General features: G+C 35.0%; 17 protein-coding genes and 1 pseudogene. 11 read left to right on the forward strand and 7 right to left on the reverse strand.

Annotated features, from left to right (window positions below; translation table 11 throughout):
• Positions 1 to 123 precede the first annotated feature (123 nt).
• From MR054_RS05505 to MR054_RS05525, 5 genes and pseudogenes are all read right to left on the reverse strand, one after another.
• A complete protein-coding gene (locus MR054_RS05505) occupies positions 124 to 474 on the reverse strand; it encodes a phage holin family protein (protein WP_242082729.1) in 351 nt (116 codons plus the stop codon).
• Positions 475 to 505: 31 nt separating this feature from the next.
• A pseudogene (locus MR054_RS05510) lies at positions 506 to 610 on the reverse strand (alpha/beta fold hydrolase); the annotation flags it as partial.
• Positions 611 to 617: 7 nt separating this feature from the next.
• On the reverse strand, positions 618 to 1478 hold the full coding sequence (locus tag MR054_RS05515; protein ID WP_242156882.1) for a class I SAM-dependent methyltransferase: 861 nt from the start codon (positions 1476 to 1478) through the stop codon (positions 618 to 620).
• 17 nt (positions 1479 to 1495) lie between these two features.
• A complete protein-coding gene (locus MR054_RS05520; protein WP_338081510.1) occupies positions 1496 to 2266 on the reverse strand; it encodes an alpha/beta fold hydrolase in 771 nt (256 codons plus the stop codon).
• 72 nt (positions 2267 to 2338) lie between these two features.
• Positions 2339 to 3052 carry a pyridoxine 5'-phosphate synthase gene (locus MR054_RS05525; RefSeq protein ID WP_242156884.1) on the reverse strand — a complete coding sequence of 238 codons (714 nt, stop codon included), beginning with the start codon at positions 3050 to 3052 and terminating at the stop codon, positions 2339 to 2341.
• Between the two features lie 89 nt (positions 3053 to 3141).
• Between MR054_RS05525 and MR054_RS05530 the strand changes: the two genes are divergently transcribed.
• From MR054_RS05530 to murI, 8 genes are all read left to right on the forward strand, one after another.
• On the forward strand, positions 3142 to 3801 hold the full coding sequence (locus MR054_RS05530) for a CBS domain-containing protein (RefSeq protein WP_242156886.1): 660 nt from the start codon (positions 3142 to 3144) through the stop codon (positions 3799 to 3801).
• Positions 3802 to 3807: 6 nt separating this feature from the next.
• On the forward strand, positions 3808 to 4692 hold the full coding sequence (locus MR054_RS05535; RefSeq protein ID WP_242082732.1) for an NAD kinase: 885 nt from the start codon (positions 3808 to 3810) through the stop codon (positions 4690 to 4692).
• A 298-nt stretch (positions 4693 to 4990) separates the two neighbouring features.
• Positions 4991 to 5680, forward strand: a complete 690-nt coding sequence (gene porG / locus MR054_RS05540) for a type IX secretion system protein PorG (protein WP_242156887.1) — start codon at positions 4991 to 4993, stop codon at positions 5678 to 5680.
• A gap of 1 nt (position 5681) precedes the next feature.
• On the forward strand, positions 5682 to 6422 hold the full coding sequence (locus tag MR054_RS05545; protein WP_242082737.1) for an isoprenyl transferase: 741 nt from the start codon (positions 5682 to 5684) through the stop codon (positions 6420 to 6422).
• Positions 6355 to 9018 carry an outer membrane protein assembly factor BamA gene (gene bamA, locus MR054_RS05550; RefSeq protein WP_242082740.1) on the forward strand — a complete coding sequence of 888 codons (2664 nt, stop codon included), beginning with the start codon at positions 6355 to 6357 and terminating at the stop codon, positions 9016 to 9018. Before MR054_RS05545 ends, bamA begins: the two co-directional genes overlap by 68 nt.
• 331 nt (positions 9019 to 9349) lie before the next feature.
• The gene (locus MR054_RS05555) at positions 9350 to 10378 is read left to right on the forward strand and encodes an OmpH/Skp family outer membrane protein (protein WP_242156888.1); all 1029 of its coding nucleotides are present in this window, start codon (positions 9350 to 9352) and stop codon (positions 10376 to 10378) included.
• Between the two features lie 34 nt (positions 10379 to 10412).
• Complete coding sequence (locus tag MR054_RS05560) at positions 10413 to 10919, forward strand: OmpH/Skp family outer membrane protein (RefSeq protein WP_242082742.1); 507 nt, start codon at positions 10413 to 10415, stop codon at positions 10917 to 10919.
• 91 nt (positions 10920 to 11010) lie between these two features.
• A complete protein-coding gene (murI, locus tag MR054_RS05565; protein ID WP_242156889.1) occupies positions 11011 to 11790 on the forward strand; it encodes a glutamate racemase in 780 nt (259 codons plus the stop codon).
• A gap of 163 nt (positions 11791 to 11953) precedes the next feature.
• Here murI and MR054_RS05570 read toward each other — a convergent pair whose 3' ends face one another.
• Together MR054_RS05570 and MR054_RS05575 are read right to left on the reverse strand one after the other, a co-directional pair.
• On the reverse strand, positions 11954 to 12466 hold the full coding sequence (locus MR054_RS05570; RefSeq protein WP_242156890.1) for a gamma carbonic anhydrase family protein: 513 nt from the start codon (positions 12464 to 12466) through the stop codon (positions 11954 to 11956).
• A gap of 129 nt (positions 12467 to 12595) precedes the next feature.
• Positions 12596 to 13597, reverse strand: a complete 1002-nt coding sequence (locus MR054_RS05575; RefSeq protein ID WP_242082745.1) for a PorP/SprF family type IX secretion system membrane protein — start codon at positions 13595 to 13597, stop codon at positions 12596 to 12598.
• Between the two features lie 157 nt (positions 13598 to 13754).
• On the opposite strand from MR054_RS05575, the gene MR054_RS05580 reads away from it, so the two are divergent.
• The 3 genes from MR054_RS05580 (at position 13755) to MR054_RS05590 (ending at position 17212) form a co-directional block, all read left to right on the forward strand.
• The gene (locus tag MR054_RS05580) at positions 13755 to 14660 is read left to right on the forward strand and encodes a NifU family protein (protein WP_242082746.1); all 906 of its coding nucleotides are present in this window, start codon (positions 13755 to 13757) and stop codon (positions 14658 to 14660) included.
• Positions 14661 to 14747: 87 nt separating this feature from the next.
• On the forward strand, positions 14748 to 16859 hold the full coding sequence (locus MR054_RS05585) for a thioredoxin domain-containing protein (RefSeq protein WP_242156891.1): 2112 nt from the start codon (positions 14748 to 14750) through the stop codon (positions 16857 to 16859).
• Complete coding sequence (locus MR054_RS05590) at positions 16856 to 17212, forward strand: DUF1304 domain-containing protein (protein WP_242156892.1); 357 nt, start codon at positions 16856 to 16858, stop codon at positions 17210 to 17212. The genes MR054_RS05585 and MR054_RS05590 overlap by 4 nt, the downstream gene beginning before the upstream one ends.
• The last annotated feature ends 14 nt before the right edge of the window (positions 17213 to 17226 follow it).

The raw sequence follows: 17226 nt of genomic DNA on the forward strand, positions 1-17226 counted from the left end.
TTCTGTAAAAACTGAATTTTATATTCCAGAAATAACAGGCTTTAGTTGCACTTCATGATCCATCTTGATAGTCCATGCCATTTTATGATTTCTTACTTTACGAAAATTATATTCGGAAAAAATTCATGCCCTTTTGTCTTCTTTCAAAAGCGAATGCAATATGGATTGAAGTATGGACAACAGGACACTAAAGAGAATGGCCCACCAAATGTTATTCACTGAAAATCCAGTAATTAAATTATCCGCCAGGAGAATAATAAGTGCATTAATAATGAGTAAGAACAACCCAAGGGTAATAATGGTTATGGGTAGTGTAAAAATGATTAAGATAGGCTTTACCAACAGGTTTAAAATGGATAGTACAGCAGCTACTATTATGGCCGTTACAAAACTATCGACATAAACACCGGATAATATATTTGCCAGAATAATTACCGCTAAGGCATTTAACAAAAGTTTGATTATAAGTTTCATAGGCTTGAAGTTTCATTAAAAGTACAAAAAACTATGCCACAAATCCCTTAACCCCTTCAAAAAAGTCCTTCGGATTTTCGGCATGCAACCAGTGGCCTGCATTGGCAATGGTAACAATTTTAGCTTTTGGAAAATGATTTGAATTAAATCCTTTTAAAAATCACTATATCTTGATATTCTCTTCCAGTGTTATTAAGTGTTTTACTTTTCCAAAAGCCATCTACAATTCTTATATATTCCATACCAGCATTTTGAAGCATTGATTTTAATACATTTTTATGTATGGCTATATTGCCAGATTTAACGTTTTCATTCATCAACCTATAGCCTTCTCTCTTATAAGGAAAATTAAAATGTTCTTTTTCAGATATATATTTTTCATCATGTGAATCATACAGAAAAAATGTTGAAAAACACAACCCATTGGGTTTCACCACTCTTGCTATTTGATAAAAATAGTGCTGTATTTCATCCAATTGCATATGCGTAAACAAAGAAATTGAGAAAACCTTATCAAAACTATTATTGCCATAAGGAAATTTAAATTCTGTTGCCTTCATTTTAGACGTATTATACAAATCATTAAAAACTGGAACATATTTAAACTTAAAGTTAGAAAAATCTTCACCTATACCTTTATTACACCATTCAACGCCCTTTTTCACTACATCAAATCCATCATAAGTGCCTTCTTTGTTTAAATATTTTGTAAGTGCAATTGCTGTCCTTCCTACTCCACTACCTATATCCAAAACCTTATCGCTTGGTAATAAATCAATTTCTTCTTTGAGTAAATTCAACTGGAATTGCCCCTGCTTTAAATACTCTTTTGAACCTATTGAAGAGCCTGTATAAATCATACCCCTTGGCGGCACATATTTATGCCTTCTGCCTAACACCTGATCTAATAAATCAATTGGAAAATAATATAACCTTCTAAACAAAAACCTTTGATTGGATGACAAACTGTACCAAATCTTTCTAATACTATTTGTTTTCTTCATATAATCATATAAAAATATTAAGCAAACTTAATAACCGCATCAAAAAAGGCCTTCGGATTTTCGGCATGCAACCAATGGCCTGCATTGGCAATGGTCACAATTTTAGCTTTTGGAAAATGATTGGAAATTATGGTTTCATCCTCTATACCAATATATTCCGAACGATCTCCTCGTAAAAACAAAGTATCTTTTTCGAAAGTAGCGAAGGTCGGTAAAGGCTCTCCTATCTCTGCAACTTCTTGCTTTAAAACACTCAGATTGAGGCGCAAGGCTAAACGATCTTTTTCCTTCCAATAGAGGTTTTTTAATAAAAATTGTCTAATGCTCTTTTCAGGAATGTAGTGACTTAAAACGTCTTCGGCTTCCCCTCTGTTTTTTATTTCGTCGAAATTTAAGGCCGACAATCCTTCCAAAATGACCTCGTGATGTACTGGATAAAATCGAGGAGAAATATCAGCAACCAGTAACTTTGAAACCAAATTTGGGTAAAGTGACGCAAATAACATGGCGGTTTTACCCCCCATAGAATGCCCTAAGAGTATAATTTCTTTTAGATGATATGCCTCACAGTATTTTTTTAAGTCTTCCGCAAGAAATTCGTAACTAAAATCATTACTCCAAAAACTTCTACCATGATTTCTTTGGTCGACCAAATGCACTTGAAATCCAATGGAACTAAACTCTTTTGCCAAGGTCTTCCAGTTATCCCCCATCCCTAAAAACCCATGTAAAATAACAAATGGTATTCCTTCTCCTATGATGTTCGAATGTAATATCTTATTTGTCACTAATCTATCATTTAATTGTTCCTATCATTACCAATAGGGACTCCGTGATTTCGCCTGTAAATATTCAACCCCCTATTTTAACCTATTCAGATACATTTGTATTACATTCTCTACACCCAAATACAAACTTTCGGCTATCAAGGCATGGCCAATAGAAACTTCCAATAACCCGGGAATTTCATTCTTGAAAAAGGCAATATTATCCAAGGATAAATCATGACCAGCATTAACGCCCAAACCCAACTTGTTTGCCAATTCGGCACAAACAACATAAGGCTTCACAGCCTTTTTATTACCTAAACTATATTGATATGCAAAGGCTTCGGTGTACAACTCGATTCGATCTGTACCAGTCCGTTTTGCTCCTTCAATTTGTTTTAAATCCGGATCAACAAATATCGAAGTTCTTATCCCTTTATTTTGAAATTCCTTGATTACATCAATTAAAAACAATTTGTTCTTAACCGTATCCCAACCGGCATTACTGGTTATCGCGTCAACGGCATCCGGTACCAAGGTTACCTGAGTTGGTTTTACCTCCATAACCAGATTTATAAAAGATTCTACGGGATTTCCTTCAATATTAAATTCTGTAAACACCTCAGGTTTTAAATCACGAGCATCTTGATATCGTATATGTCGTTCGTCCGGTCTCGGATGGATGGTTATGCCTTCAGCACCGAACCGCTGAACATCTTTGGCAAATTGAAGCACATTAGGGACATTACCTCCTCTAGAATTGCGCAAGGTCGCTACCTTGTTGATATTTACACTTAACTTAGTCATGTAATCACATTAAAACGCAAAAATACAAAGTTGAAAAGGGTTAAATACTATTTTTTTAATTAATTTGCGTGTACATAACCATGGAAGATATGAAACTTTCAGAATTAATTATAAACGATATAAATCCCGTAAGGAGTTCCGATAAAATCAGTGATCTACAGCAACTTTTTAATCAATTAATCTATTCCCATATCCCTGTAGTTGATAGCGATAACAATTACATCGGGTGTTTATTCGAAACGGATGTTCATTGTTTTGAGGGCAGCAAATCTATTATGGATTACAGTTATGCTTTGGAAGATTTTTATGTAAAAAGCACGACCTTATGGTTAGATGTCCTGGAAGCGTTTGCCAGAAATTCGAGTAATATCATGCCCGTGCTGGATGAGAACAATAATTATCTGGGCTATTATGAATTAAATGACGTCATAAGCTTATTTGGAGAATCGCCCTTTTTCATCGACCCAGGGGGAATTGTAGTCATAGAAAAAGGGGTAAACGATTATTCGTTTAGTGAGATAAGTCAGATTGTCGAATCTAATGGCGGGAAATTATTAGGCGCTTTTATTTCTAAAACTAAAAATGATGTCGTTCAGGTAACCCTAAAAATTGGCAAAACCTCCCTGAGTGATATTTTACAAACCTTTAGAAGGTATAGTTACCATATTGTTTCCGGACATGAAGATGACAGTTATAACCAAACTCTAAAGGATCGTTCAGACTACTTAAACAAATATTTAAACATGTAATTCATTATGAAGGTTGCTGTATTTGGGCGATTTTACAATAAAACGACAAGTGCTTCAGTATTGGCGCTCTTTAATTATTTGCTTAAAAATAACATTGAGGCCTATATTGAAACCGAGTTCTACAACTTAATAAAAAACAATTCGACCATTATCAAAGACTTCGAATCGTTTAAAACCTTTGACGCTTTAAATGACTCATTTGATTTATTTGTGAGTGTTGGAGGCGATGGTACCATTTTAAGAGCGATAACCTTTGTAAAGAATATAGACATTCCCATTATCGGAATTAATACAGGTAGATTAGGGTTTTTGGCTACAATTCAAGATAATGAGATAGAGACGGCCATGCAAGATATTATTGATGGGAAATATAGAATTTCTGAACGCAGCTTACTTTCGGTTGAAACCCTTCCAAAAAACGATACCATCGCTTCACTTAATTTTGCTTTAAACGAAGTTGCGGTAAGTAGAAAAAACACCACTTCCATGATTACTGTTGAAACCTATTTAGATGGCGAATACCTTACCTCTTATTGGAGTGATGGTTTAATTGTGTCTACCCCAACAGGTTCCACCGGATATTCATTAAGCTGTGGGGGACCCGTTATTACCCCGGGTGCCAAAAATTTTGTCTTAACGCCTATTGCTCCTCATAACTTAGGTGCTCGTCCATTAATTATTCCAGATTCCACAGAAATCCAATTAAAAGTTGATGGACGTGAAGAAAATCACCTGGTCTCATTGGACTCTCGTATAGCAACACTTGATAATGGCACATTAATAACCATTAAAAAAGCCGACTTTAAGATTAAAATGATCGACCTCTTAAATGAAAGCTTTTTTGTAACCCTTCGCAAAAAATTACTTTGGGGGGAGGATAAACGAAATTAATCCTGAGGTATGGATTATCATTACAGCAAAACCTTCAAAACAATATTTTGAATTAAATTCAGTTTTAAACAATGAACTTATCTAAACTTTTTAAGACACAAAATTTGATGATTTTGTGCTCTGAAACAGTCATTTTTAAAGCAGATAGCAGGGCTTTATTAGGAAACAAGTTGAATTTAGAAGTAAGACAGGGCATTTTTTAGTCCATTGATAAAAGTTTTGATAAGTTCGAGACTTATGAAGCTCAAATTATAATGGGCTCATCTTATTTATTATATTTGCACACTTTTGAACATTTATGAGGCATCTAATCATATTGGCATTAAGTATTTTTAGCATCAATTTAAGCCACTCCCAAATAAACGAAGTTGGTCTTTTTTTAGGCGGAAGTAATTTTATTGGAGATGTTGGGTCCACAAATTACATTGCCCCTAAAAAGCTTGCTTTTGGGGCCGTTTATAAATGGAACAGAAGTCCAAGACACTCTTGGAGAGCCTCCTTGATTTTCACGGAACTCGAAGGTATAGACACAAATTCAGATGACCCCAGACGTATACAAAGGGGTTATGAATTTACAAATGATATTATCGAGCTTTCGGTGGGTATGGAATTTACCTTTTTTGATTTTGACCTTCATACCGGGAAAAAATTAACCACTCCTTACTTATATGGTGGGATAAGTGTTGCGCATCATGATAACTTTTATTTCCTGAATGGTACTCAAACGCCGGAAAACACATCTAGTTGGGCCTACGGAATTCCTATGGCTCTGGGTGTTAAAACCACCTTTTTAGATAATTTTATTTTAAGTGTGGAAATTGGGGCCAGATATACATTCTCTGACGAATTGGATGGCAGCATTCCAGATGATCAATTTCGACAACAATACCGTTTTGGAAATATTAATAATTACGATTGGTATGTATTCTCTGGAATTACCCTCACCTATACCTTCGGATTAAATCCATGTTACTGTCCTTCAAATTAAAATGGATATAATAAAAGACATAAATAGGAAAGCACTTCCCAAACATGTGGCCATAATAATGGATGGCAACGGTAGATGGGCTAAACAAAAAGGGATGTTGCGCACCTTCGGCCATGAAAATGGCACCAAGGCCGTTAAACGAGTCGTTGAAGCGTCGGCTGAATTAGGTATCAAAAACTTAACACTCTATGCTTTTTCCACCGAAAACTGGAAAAGACCAAAACTAGAAGTCGAGACCCTGATGAGGCTTTTGGTATCTTCCTTAAAAAAAGAAATCAAAACGCTTAAAGATAACCGTATAAAGCTTTGTGCGATTGGCAGTTTAAAGACCCTGCCAGCAAAGGTTTACAGTGAACTTCTTGAAGTTATTAACGCAACAAAACAAAACAGCCATATGACCCTAACACTGGCGTTAAGCTACGGTTCAAGAGAAGAACTTATAAACAGTGTAAAAGAAATTAGCATTAAAGTTAAAAATAATATAATTTCGCCCGAAAATATTGATGAATCAATTATAAATGAGCATCTTTACACGCAAAATTTGCCAGACGTAGATTTACTCATTAGGACAAGTGGAGAAAAACGTATAAGTAATTTTCTATTATGGCAAATTGCCTATGCCGAATTGTATTTTACAAATACACTATGGCCAGATTTTACAAAGGAACATTTGTATGAATCTATTATTGAATATCAAAAAAGAGAACGACGATTTGGGAAAACAAGCGAGCAACTCAGTTAGGAGTTTATGTCTATATACTTTTATTAAAGCCTGTTTAACAGCACTAGTTATTGTAATTTATTTTAGTAATAACTGTTTTTATGCTCAAAATACAACGTACAGCGACGGTGAAAAATACATTTTGGGAGATATAACGGTGTCTGGGAATACCACATTTAATGATCAAACCATTATATCCTATTCCGGTTTGAGAAAAGGAAAGGAAATAACCATCCCAGGAGAAGATATTGCCAATGCCATAAAAAAACTTTGGGGCTCTAATTTGTTTAGTGACATAGAAGTTTTCTTAACTAAAGTTGAAGGTGATACAGCCTTTTTACAAATTAAACTATCCGACCTGCCTCAACTTAATGAATTAAAAGTAAATGGGGTGAAAAAGGGTAAAATAGAAGGTATCATTAAAGACAATAAGTTAAATAAAGGTGTTAAAGTTACGGAGAACCTTATTAAAACGACTGAAAATTTCCTTGAAACCAAATATAAAAAGGAAGGTTATTTAAATACTAAAGTCCATATTAACACCATTGAGGTTGAAGACTCAATAAAAACGTCACGTGTTAATATGGTATTGAATGTCGATAAAGGAGAAAAGGTTAAAATTAAAGACATTGTTTTTCAGGGTAATGACGTTTTAAGTGACAAAAAACTTAGAAAAGCCATGAAGAACACAAAAAAAATTAATCGCTTACGCATATTAAAGCGGTCAAAGTTTGTGGATTCTGCCTACCAAGCCGATTTAGGACATCTTATAGATAAATATAAAGAAAACGGTTATCGAGATGCCCGTGTCATTTCAGACAGTTTAATCATTAACAATGATAAAACCATTTCACTTCAAATTAATGTTAACGAAGGAGAACAATATACTTTTGGTGATATCAAATTTATAGGGAACACCGTTTATAGTGACGAATTTCTTAATAGAATTTTACGTATAAGAAAGGGGGATACCTATAATGGTGTGCTTTTGGAAAAAAGGATTGCAGATCCCTCAAAACCGGATGCCCTGGATATCACCAATCAGTATCAAAATAATGGTTATTTATTTTCTACCATAAATCCGGTAGAAGTTAGTGCCGATGACAATGTCATTGATCTTGAAATAAGAATTATCGAAGGAAAGCCTGCCTATTTTAACAATGTTAGTGTATCCGGAAACGACAAAACTAATGATCATGTCATATACCGTGAAATGCGGACACGTCCAGGACAGTTATATAGTAAAGCTGATGTAGTGCGTACAATTAGAGAATTAGGACAATTAGGATTTTTTGATGCTCAAGAACTCACACCAGATATCCAAAATCCCAATCCAAATGAAGGAACCGTAGATATTGAATATAAAGTAAAAGAAGCCGGGTCCAGTCAAATTGAATTACAAGGGGGTTATGGCGGTGGCGGCTTTATTGGTACACTTGGACTCTCATTTAATAATTTTGCCATTAAGGATATCTTAAATAAAAAAGCTTACAAACCTATTCCTATGGGGGATGGACAAAAATTAGCTTTGCGTTTACAAGCTAGTCGCTTTTTCCAAACGTATAGCTTTTCATTTTCAGAGCCCTGGCTGGGAGGTAAACGCCCTGTTCAATTTTCCGCCTCCATATCACATACCAAACAATTTTTATACGATTACATAACAAGAAGGGCCGATAAATCCAGACGATTTAATATTACAGGAATCACATTTGGATTAGCCAAACGCTTATCCGTACCAGACGATTACTTTACCTTATCACAAGCTATCAGTTTCCAACATTATGATTTACAAAATTACAACACAGGTTTATTTACATTTGGAAATGGTAGCTCTAAGAATTTATCCTATACGGTCGGACTTAGCAGAAACAACACACGTATAGATCCTATATTTCCCACTGGGGGATCTAATTTCGCAGCCACTGCCAAATTAACCATCCCCTATTCTTTATTTAACAATGTAGACTATACCGCCTTGAAAAGCGAACGTGATGACAATCAGGACATACTCGCTGATCCAAATAGTTCTACGGCCGACAGAACTACTGCTTCAAACAGAATTAGTGAAATAGATCAGGAGCGTTACAAATGGCTTGAATTTTACAAAGTAAGTTTTAAGGGGGATTGGTACACTCAAATTGTAAAAAACTTAGTTTTAAAACCAAGTGTGGAATTTGGATTTTTGGGAGCCTATAATAATGACAGAGGTATTATTCCTTTTGAGCGTTATTTCCTTGGTGGGGATGGTCTGGGCACTTATAGCCTGGATGGACGTGAGGCAATTGCTTTAAGAGGTTACCCAAATCAATCTTTATCCGACCAGGATGGTGGGACCATTTATAACAAATTTTCACTTGAGCTTCGTTACCCGATAACCTTGGGGGCTTCGGCAAAAATTTACGGATTAACCTTTTTAGAAGGAGGGGCTTCTTATAATAGTTTTAGAGATTACAATCCTTTTAATATTAATCGCTCTGCAGGTTTCGGAGTTCGTATTTTTATGCCGGCATTTGGGTTATTAGGAATTGATTTTGGGCATGGATTCGATACTATTCCGGGAGACACCGGGACGAAACATGGTTGGGAAACCCATTTTATAATAGGACAGCAATTTTAAACTAAAATTTATTTTGGCACGATATTTTCTAATAAGTTTAATGATTTACAACTTAGTTAAAAACAATAAGAAATTATAAATTGTTTTATTTAATGTATCGTAACATTTCTTAAATAAGTAACCTGCCTAAAGAAAATGGGAAGGAGAACGTATACAACAAGTATTTAAAAACGTTTTTAATATGTTGAACGATTTATTAAAATATAAATGTGTGAAATTTTTAAGGTTAAAATTCGTTAATTTTGAAATGGCAATGTAAAATTTTTAATACCAATGAAAATGTTTACTTTGCGAATTACATTCAATAATTAAAATTAATGAAATTAATCAGATGAAAAATAAAGTTCTTTTTTTATTGGCATTAATACTCCTTCTATGCTTTTCCGTGCATGCGCAAAGAGGTGTACGAATAGGGTATATAGATACTGAATATATTTTAGAAAATGTTCCGGAATATCAAGAAGCGACAAATCAACTCGAAAGCAAAGCTCAGAAATGGAAAAGTGAAATCGATGTGAGATTGGGTGAATTGGAACAAAAACGCACTGCACTAAGTAACGAAAAGGCTTTGTTAACGAAAGAACTTATAAATGAGCGAGAAGAGGATCTGTATTATGAAGAAAAGGAAATATTGGACTATCAACAAAAGCGATTTGGTCCAAATGGCGATTTGTTTATTCAGAAAAAACAATTGATGCAGCCCATTCAAGATCAAATCTTTGCTGCTGTGCAAGATGTGGCAGCTGGCAGAAAGTATGATTTTATTTTCGATAAATCGGCAGATGTAGTAATGTTATATTCCGCAAAGCAGTACGATTTAAGTGAACAAATATTAAGGACAATCACTAGAGCATCTAAACGCAGACAGGTATCTTCTAAAGCGGAGCGAAAAGCTGCGGAAGAAGAAGAATTAGTCCCTGAGATTAATGAAGAACTTGAAGCACGTGAAAAGGCATTGGAAGAAAAAAAATCAGAGCGGGAAAGTGCAATAGAAAAACGACGACAAGAAATTTTAGCTGCCCGTGAGGCCAAAAAGAAGGCTGCTGAAGAGCGTCGACAAGAAATCTTAGCTGAACGCGAAAAGGCGATACAAGAAAGATTAGAAGACAGAAAAGAACAAAGTAGCGATGCCAATGAAGAAATTACAGATAAAAGTAATGTCGAAACCGTGAGCGACTCTACAGCTGTAGAAACACCCAAAACAAGAGAAGAATTAATAGAGGAAAACAGACAAAAAAAATTAAAAGACAGAGAAGCTCGTAAAAAAGAATTAGAAGAACGAAAAAAGAGAATCCTTGCAGAACGCGAAAAAGCTATAGAAGACCGCCAAAGAGCACGAGACTCTCTAAGTAACAATTAACAATTTATAACATATTTTAATACAAATTAACAAAATGAAACACTTAAAAACTATTTTATTAGCAACGGCCATATGTATAGGAACGGTTAGTTTTTCTAAAGCCCAAAGTAAGGTTGCCCATATAAACACGGCAGAATTAATTCAGGCTATGCCAGAAATGAAAGCTGCACAATCTGAGCTGGAAGCCTTAGGTAAAACGTACCAAGCTGATATGCAAGCCTCCATCACCGAATACCAAAATACAGTTAAGCAATATGAAGCTGAGGCCGCAACAAAAACGGATGAAGAAAATCAAAAAAGAGGTTTAGAACTTCAAGAAAAACAACAACGCATCCAACAATTTCAAGCAGATGCACAACAAGACATGCAGAAAAAAGAAATTGATTTGTTAAAACCTATAACCGAAAAAGCAAAATCAGCCATACTTAAAGTTGCAAGAGCACAGGGTTTTGATTATGTTTTAGATTCTTCTCAGAATATGGTTATCATGTCTGATGGTAAAAATCTTTTAGACGATGTTAAAAAAGAATTAGGTATTTAACAATCCTTGCTTACAATTTATATTTTAAAAAAAGCTGCTTTTTGCTTAGCCTGCTCTAAGTAAAAAGCAGCTTTTATATTTTTATATATAAATGAATACAGACCCTATTGGTATATTCGATTCCGGTGTAGGTGGTACGTCCATATGGAAAGAGATCCATAGGCTTTTGCCCCTTGAAAATACAATTTACCTGGCAGATAGTGCCAATGCCCCTTATGGTTCAAAAAGCAAGGAGCACATAATCGATTTAAGTATTAAAAACACGGAATTGCTTTTGGAAAAAAATTGTAAGCTCATTGTTGTGGCGTGCAATACAGCAACTACCAATGCTATTGATTATCTCAGGCAAACCTACAGTGTTCCATTTATAGGAATTGAACCTGCTATAAAACCGGCAGCATTACATACCAAAACTCAAACCATTGGAATCCTCGCTACAAAAGGCACTCTGAGTAGTGCGCTGTTTTCGAAAACGTCGACACTATTTACCAGTAATATTAAAGTCATAGAACAAATTGGTGATGGCATAGTAGAACTTATAGAAAGCGGAAAATTATATACAGATGAAATGATTTCACTTTTAAAGCTCTATTTAAGTCCAATGTTAGATGCCAATATTGATTATTTGGTCTTAGGTTGCACACATTACCCCTACCTGATTCCATTACTTTTAGATTTACTCCCATCTCATGTTAAAATTATAGATTCAGGTAAAGCTGTAGCACGACAAACAAAAGTGGTTTTGGAACAGCATCTATTAATGAACCTGCAAAATTCAAAATCAAATATTCAGTTTTATTCAAATGGTGATCCAGGCATAATGCAATCGCTATTGGGTAAACGCTATAAGGTGGAATACCTGAAATTTTAATTTCCTATGTAATACAAACCCAACTTCAAATATTGTTGAACGTAATTTAAATATAGCCTTAGACAAATCATTCCTGAATTTAAAAATGAAAAATCCAATTTAGAAAATTAAAATGTACGTCTTTTAAGAGGAGATGACCGTTTTCCATTGGGTCAAGAAGAATTTATTTAAACCATCCCGAGTACTTAATATAATTATTGGCAATTCTATGGATTTCACCAGAAATTAATTCCTCACTAATATCCTTAACTTTTTTCGCAGGGACTCCTGCATAAATACTGCCACTCGCCACCCGGGTGTTCTTTGTTACAACAGCTCCTGCAGCAATTATACAATTACTTTCTATGACACAATCGTCCATAATAATGCTCCCCATACCCACTAACACATTATCATGAATAGTACAGCCATGAACAATAGCATTATGCCCTATAGAAACGTTATTACCTATATGGGTTGGTGATTTTAAGTATGTGGCATGTATTACTGCTCCATCCTGTATATTCACCTTATCACCGATTTTTATATAATGAACATCTCCTCGAACTACAGCATTAAACCAAACACTACATTGGTTCCCCATGGACACGTCGCCAACTATAGTTGCATTATCGGCTATAAAACAATCTTGGGGTATTTGTGGTGAAATTCCATTTATTGTTTTTATTATTGGCATATTTTGAGCTTTTAAATTGATTTTCTTGAGTGGTCTGAAAAAATATCCAGAACTCTGTGACCATTTTAAATATATGATTTCGTAATGACATCAAACAGCAGAATCATCAATAAAACTCCTTTAGAACATCTAGTTCACTGCAGGGCAATGACAATCGTAACGTTCTCTTCTACAGTTAAAGTTATAGCCCAATGTTATTTGATGAAACCCTCCATTTGCAAACACCAACGAATTTGACTGGTAGGTATAATTATATGCAAACATAAATTGATTGTAATCAACTCCTAAAAGGGGAGACAGTAATTGTAACTTTTGACTGCTCACCCCAGAGCCATCCAGGTACTCGGCCCCGTCAAAACTTCTTCTGTACGACAATCCTGCCCATAATCTTCCAAACTCCATTTCCTTGTAGACTTTTCCATTTAAGTCTATTGACGCCTCTTGTGTGCCATCCTTATACTGGAACATTACCGATGGTTCATAACTCCACTCACTATCCAATTTACCGAAAACGCCCCCTATGGATACCAAATAACGTCTTAAATTACTGGTAATTTCGATATCATTGTTTATTCCCGAGTTCTTTAATACATTTTTAACGGTTGCATGTGCATAAAAATCCAAATAATGGTAAGAAAATCCAAAATCGATATTCAAATTAGTGTCGCTTTCCACAGTTCCAGAAATAATGGGATCCGGACCATCAAACAAAAATGTTGTTTCATCCAATTTATATTGGATAAATCCAACACTCAAGCCAAAGGAGAGCATGTTTAAATCAACTTCATTTCTGGAGAACATGATGTGATGTGCATAAGTGGCATAAGCTCCTGTTTGGGAATGATATCCATTTTTATCGGTGTACAGGATTCCTCCAAAGGCTGAGGGAGAATCTCCAACTCTACCATTGAGACTTAAGGTTAAAAGCTTTGGCGCATCTTCGTGCCCAAACCATTGTTGTCTCGCCGTGAGTCTGATTTTTGAACAATTGGCAACACCAGCCATTGAGGGATGGATCAAATAATAATTGTCCGTTAGATAATCCGTATAGACCGGTAACCCTTCTTGTGAGATACCAATATTATTTATTAATAGCACTGTGAAAAATGCTAATACACATCGTAAATTCATAAATAGTTTATCTAAGTAGGTTTAGTCTATTTCTAATGTTCTGATGGCACAAGTTTAATAATAGCCTTTCCAAGAATCCTATAAATGCCGTGGAACAAATCTCAAATATATGGATATCTAAGTTTTCTTTTAGTATTTTTGTAAAAAAATAGCCAAAATGAATACTTTTAAGGTTTCTATACAAGAAACAAGTAATGACAATATCATCAAGTTTGAGGTTAATCAATTTATAACCAATCATCAGAGCTTTGAATTTAACAATATTGATGAAGCTAAGGATTCCCCTTTAGCACAGCAATTATTCTATTTGCCTTTTGTTAAAAAAGTGTATATCTCAGGCCATTTCATAGCTGTTGAACGCTATAATATTGTAGAATGGAGCGATGTGCAAGATGAAGTAGCCGAACAAATTGAAGCCTATCTAAATGAAGGTGGTGTCGTTATTGAGCTGGCTCACGCTTCGTCGGGTAAAGTCCCCGTAACTATTTATGCCGAAAGCACACCAAATCCATCAGTAATGAAATTCGTTGCCAATAAAAAAATGGTGTCATCACTTTTTGAATTTACCTCAATTGACGATGCGAAGTTATCGCCTTTAGCTACGGCTTTGTTCCACTTTCCTTTTGTTAAAAGTGTATTCCTCGAAGAAAATTATGTATCTATTACCAAATATGATATGGCTGAATGGCAAGATATTACCATGGAACTTCGTGAGTTTATAAAAACCTTCATTGAAGATGGCAAAGATATAGTTCTTCCTCACGCTGCTGAAACATTAAATCAATCAAACGACCATTTGAATCAAAAGTTTGATTCTTTGGATGACACCTCTAAAGAAATAGTCACAATTTTAGAAGAATATGTAAAACCTGCCGTTGCTAGTGATGGTGGTAACATTCAGTTTATTTCCTATGATGCCATGCAAAAAAATGTAAGTGTGATGTTACAAGGAGCCTGCAGTGGTTGTCCATCTTCAACCTTCACCTTAAAGAGCGGCATTGAAAATATGCTCAAACAAATGTTGCCTGGTAAAGTGGAAACTGTGGACGCCATTAATGGATAATTATAAAACTATTGAAATGACAAAATGTTAAGCGTTCAATTTCACGAACGCTTTTTTATGTCTTATATTTAAACTTTAAAAAGACCTATGAAGCATATATTCTATTTTATCTTGCTTTTACTTATCGCCCTATTAAGCTGTAAAGGACAGAACACAACTCCTATGGAACATAAATATACGAATGCCCTTGTCAACGAAACGAGCCCTTATTTACTGCAACATGCACATAACCCTGTAAATTGGCATCCTTGGAACGAAGAAACACTTAACAAGGCTAAAACTGAAAACAAGCTAATGCTCATCAGTATTGGCTATGCTGCATGCCATTGGTGCCATGTTATGGAACATGAAAGTTTTGAAGACAGTTTGGTCGCTCAAGTTATGAATAGTAATTTCATTAACATAAAAGTTGATCGTGAGGAACGTCCCGATGTAGATCAAGTTTACATGAATGCAGTACAGCTTATGACTGGCAGCGGTGGCTGGCCTTTAAATGTCATTGCCTTGCCTGATGGCAGACCTGTTTGGGGTGGCACTTATTTTAAAAAGGAACAATGGATAAATGCACTTGAGCAAATCTCGAAACTCTTTGAAGAGCAACCCAAAAAGCTTTATGACTATGCAAATAAATTAACCGAAGGTATCAAATCCATTGATATTGTCAATTTAAATACAGATACACCGGTCTTTGAAAAGTCATACATTGAAAATGCCATAGGTAAATGGTCCAAACAATTTGATCAAAGCTTCGGAGGTTTAAATCGGGCGCCAAAATTTATGATGCCTAACAATTATCATTTTTTACTCCGTTATGCCCATCAAACGAATAATAAAGAACTTATGGATTTTGTAAATCTAACACTAACAAAAATGGCCTATGGCGGAATTTTTGACCATATAGGTGGTGGGTTTTCAAGATATTCTGTAGACACCAAATGGCATATCCCTCACTTTGAAAAAATGCTTTATGACAATGCTCAATTGGTTAGTTTATATTCAGATGCCTACCTGTTAACCAAGAATGATTTGTATAAAGAGGTTATTATGGAAACCTTAGATTATATTAAAGAAGAAATGACCAACAGCGAAGGGGCATTTTATTCCTCATTAGATGCGGATAGCAACACCCCTGAAGGTATTTTGGAAGAAGGTGCTTTTTATGTCTGGACTAAGGACGAGCTGAAATCCATTTTGAAAGCGGATATTGAGCTTTTTTCAGATTATTTTAACATTAACAGCTATGGTCTTTGGGAACATAATAACTATGTTTTAATAAGAAAAGACAGTAATGCCCATTTTGTTGATAAGCACCAAATTTCTGAGGCAGAACTTATTAAAAAAAGAGGACAGTGGAAAGCTCTACTCCTCAAGGAACGCAATAAAAGGGACAAACCAAGGTTAGATGACAAAACGCTAACTTCCTGGAATGCTTTAATGATTAAAGGTTACGTTGACGCCTATCGCGTGCTCGACATAAAAGATTATCTGGCTTCTGCGGAAAAAAATGCCCGTTTTATTTTAGAACAACAGTTACGCGAAGATGGCGGTTTGAATCATAATTATAAAAATGGCACAAGTAGCATTAATGGATATCTCGAAGATTATGCCACTACCATTGATGCATTTTTAGCACTTTACGAAACCACGTTAGACCAAAAATGGTTAAACACTTCAAGGGATCTGGCTAATTATGCTTTCGATCATTTTTTTGATGACCACAGTAATATGTTCTTTTTCACATCCGATAAGGATCCTTCATTGGTATCCAGAAGTATTGAATATCGTGATAATGTAATTCCTGGAAGTAACTCCATAATGGCAAAAAATTTATTCAGACTCGCCCATTATTTTGACAATGATCATTATGGTAATGTTGCAATGATTATGCTAAATAATGTTAAACCGGAAATGCGGGAATATCCAACGGGTTATTCCAATTGGTTCGATTTGATGCTTAATTATACCAATCCATTTTACGAAGTGGCTGTTGTAGGGGAAGAGGCGAAAGGTAAAATATTTGAATTAAATAAGACCTATATCCCTAACAAATTAATAGCAGGCAGTAACAAAGAAAGTAAAATGCCATTGTTGGAGAACAGATTTACTCCGGAAGACACCTACATTTATGTTTGCGTAAACAAAGCTTGTAAACTCCCTGTTACTCAAGTAGATCAAGCTCTTAAATTAATAGAAAAATGAATGCACTGGTAATTTTTTTGATTGCCATAGTAGCCTTTGAACACATTTACTTTTTAATTTTGGAAATGTTTTTTTGGACAAAACCCAAAGGCATAAAAACATTTGGACTAAAATCTAAAACTTTTGCCGAAGAAACCAAAATATTGGCAGCAAATCAAGGTTTATACAATGGATTTTTAGCAGCTGGATTACTTTTTTCTATTGTTGAAAGAGATCTAAAAATGGCCTCTTTTTTATTAATTTGTGTAATTATAGCAGGAATTTATGGGACATATACCACTAAAAACCGAAAACTTTTTTATATTCAAGCAGTTCCAGCCATACTGGCTGTAACAGTAACTTTAATTAATTAATTTAAACTTGACAT

Origin of the sequence: Aestuariivivens sediminis (assembly GCF_022662105.1) — a bacterium.
Lineage (GTDB): Bacteria > Bacteroidota > Bacteroidia > Flavobacteriales > Flavobacteriaceae > Aestuariivivens > Aestuariivivens sediminis.

Bases quoted from the DNA above. Each gene is read 5' to 3' on its own strand.
- MR054_RS05505 (WP_242082729.1), bottom strand. From the start codon at position 474: ATGAAACTTATAATCAAACTTTTGTTAAATGCCTTAGCGGTAATTATT.
- MR054_RS05545 (WP_242082737.1), top strand. From the start codon at position 5,682: ATGGATATAATAAAAGACATAAATAGGAAAGCACTTCCCAAACATGTG.
- MR054_RS05535 (WP_242082732.1), top strand. From the start codon at position 3,808: ATGAAGGTTGCTGTATTTGGGCGATTTTACAATAAAACGACAAGTGCT.
- MR054_RS05570 (WP_242156890.1), bottom strand. From the start codon at position 12,466: ATGCCAATAATAAAAACAATAAATGGAATTTCACCACAAATACCCCAA.
- MR054_RS05580 (WP_242082746.1), top strand. From the start codon at position 13,755: ATGAATACTTTTAAGGTTTCTATACAAGAAACAAGTAATGACAATATC.
- MR054_RS05525 (WP_242156884.1), bottom strand. From the start codon at position 3,052: ATGACTAAGTTAAGTGTAAATATCAACAAGGTAGCGACCTTGCGCAAT.
- MR054_RS05530 (WP_242156886.1), top strand. From the start codon at position 3,142: ATGAAACTTTCAGAATTAATTATAAACGATATAAATCCCGTAAGGAGT.
- MR054_RS05575 (WP_242082745.1), bottom strand. From the start codon at position 13,597: ATGAATTTACGATGTGTATTAGCATTTTTCACAGTGCTATTAATAAAT.
- MR054_RS05560 (WP_242082742.1), top strand. From the start codon at position 10,413: ATGAAACACTTAAAAACTATTTTATTAGCAACGGCCATATGTATAGGA.
- bamA (WP_242082740.1), top strand. From the start codon at position 6,355: ATGAATCTATTATTGAATATCAAAAAAGAGAACGACGATTTGGGAAAA.
- MR054_RS05590 (WP_242156892.1), top strand. From the start codon at position 16,856: ATGAATGCACTGGTAATTTTTTTGATTGCCATAGTAGCCTTTGAACAC.
- porG (WP_242156887.1), top strand. From the start codon at position 4,991: ATGAGGCATCTAATCATATTGGCATTAAGTATTTTTAGCATCAATTTA.
- murI (WP_242156889.1), top strand. From the start codon at position 11,011: ATGAATACAGACCCTATTGGTATATTCGATTCCGGTGTAGGTGGTACG.
- MR054_RS05515 (WP_242156882.1), bottom strand. From the start codon at position 1,478: ATGAAGAAAACAAATAGTATTAGAAAGATTTGGTACAGTTTGTCATCC.
- MR054_RS05555 (WP_242156888.1), top strand. From the start codon at position 9,350: ATGAAAAATAAAGTTCTTTTTTTATTGGCATTAATACTCCTTCTATGC.
- MR054_RS05585 (WP_242156891.1), top strand. From the start codon at position 14,748: ATGAAGCATATATTCTATTTTATCTTGCTTTTACTTATCGCCCTATTA.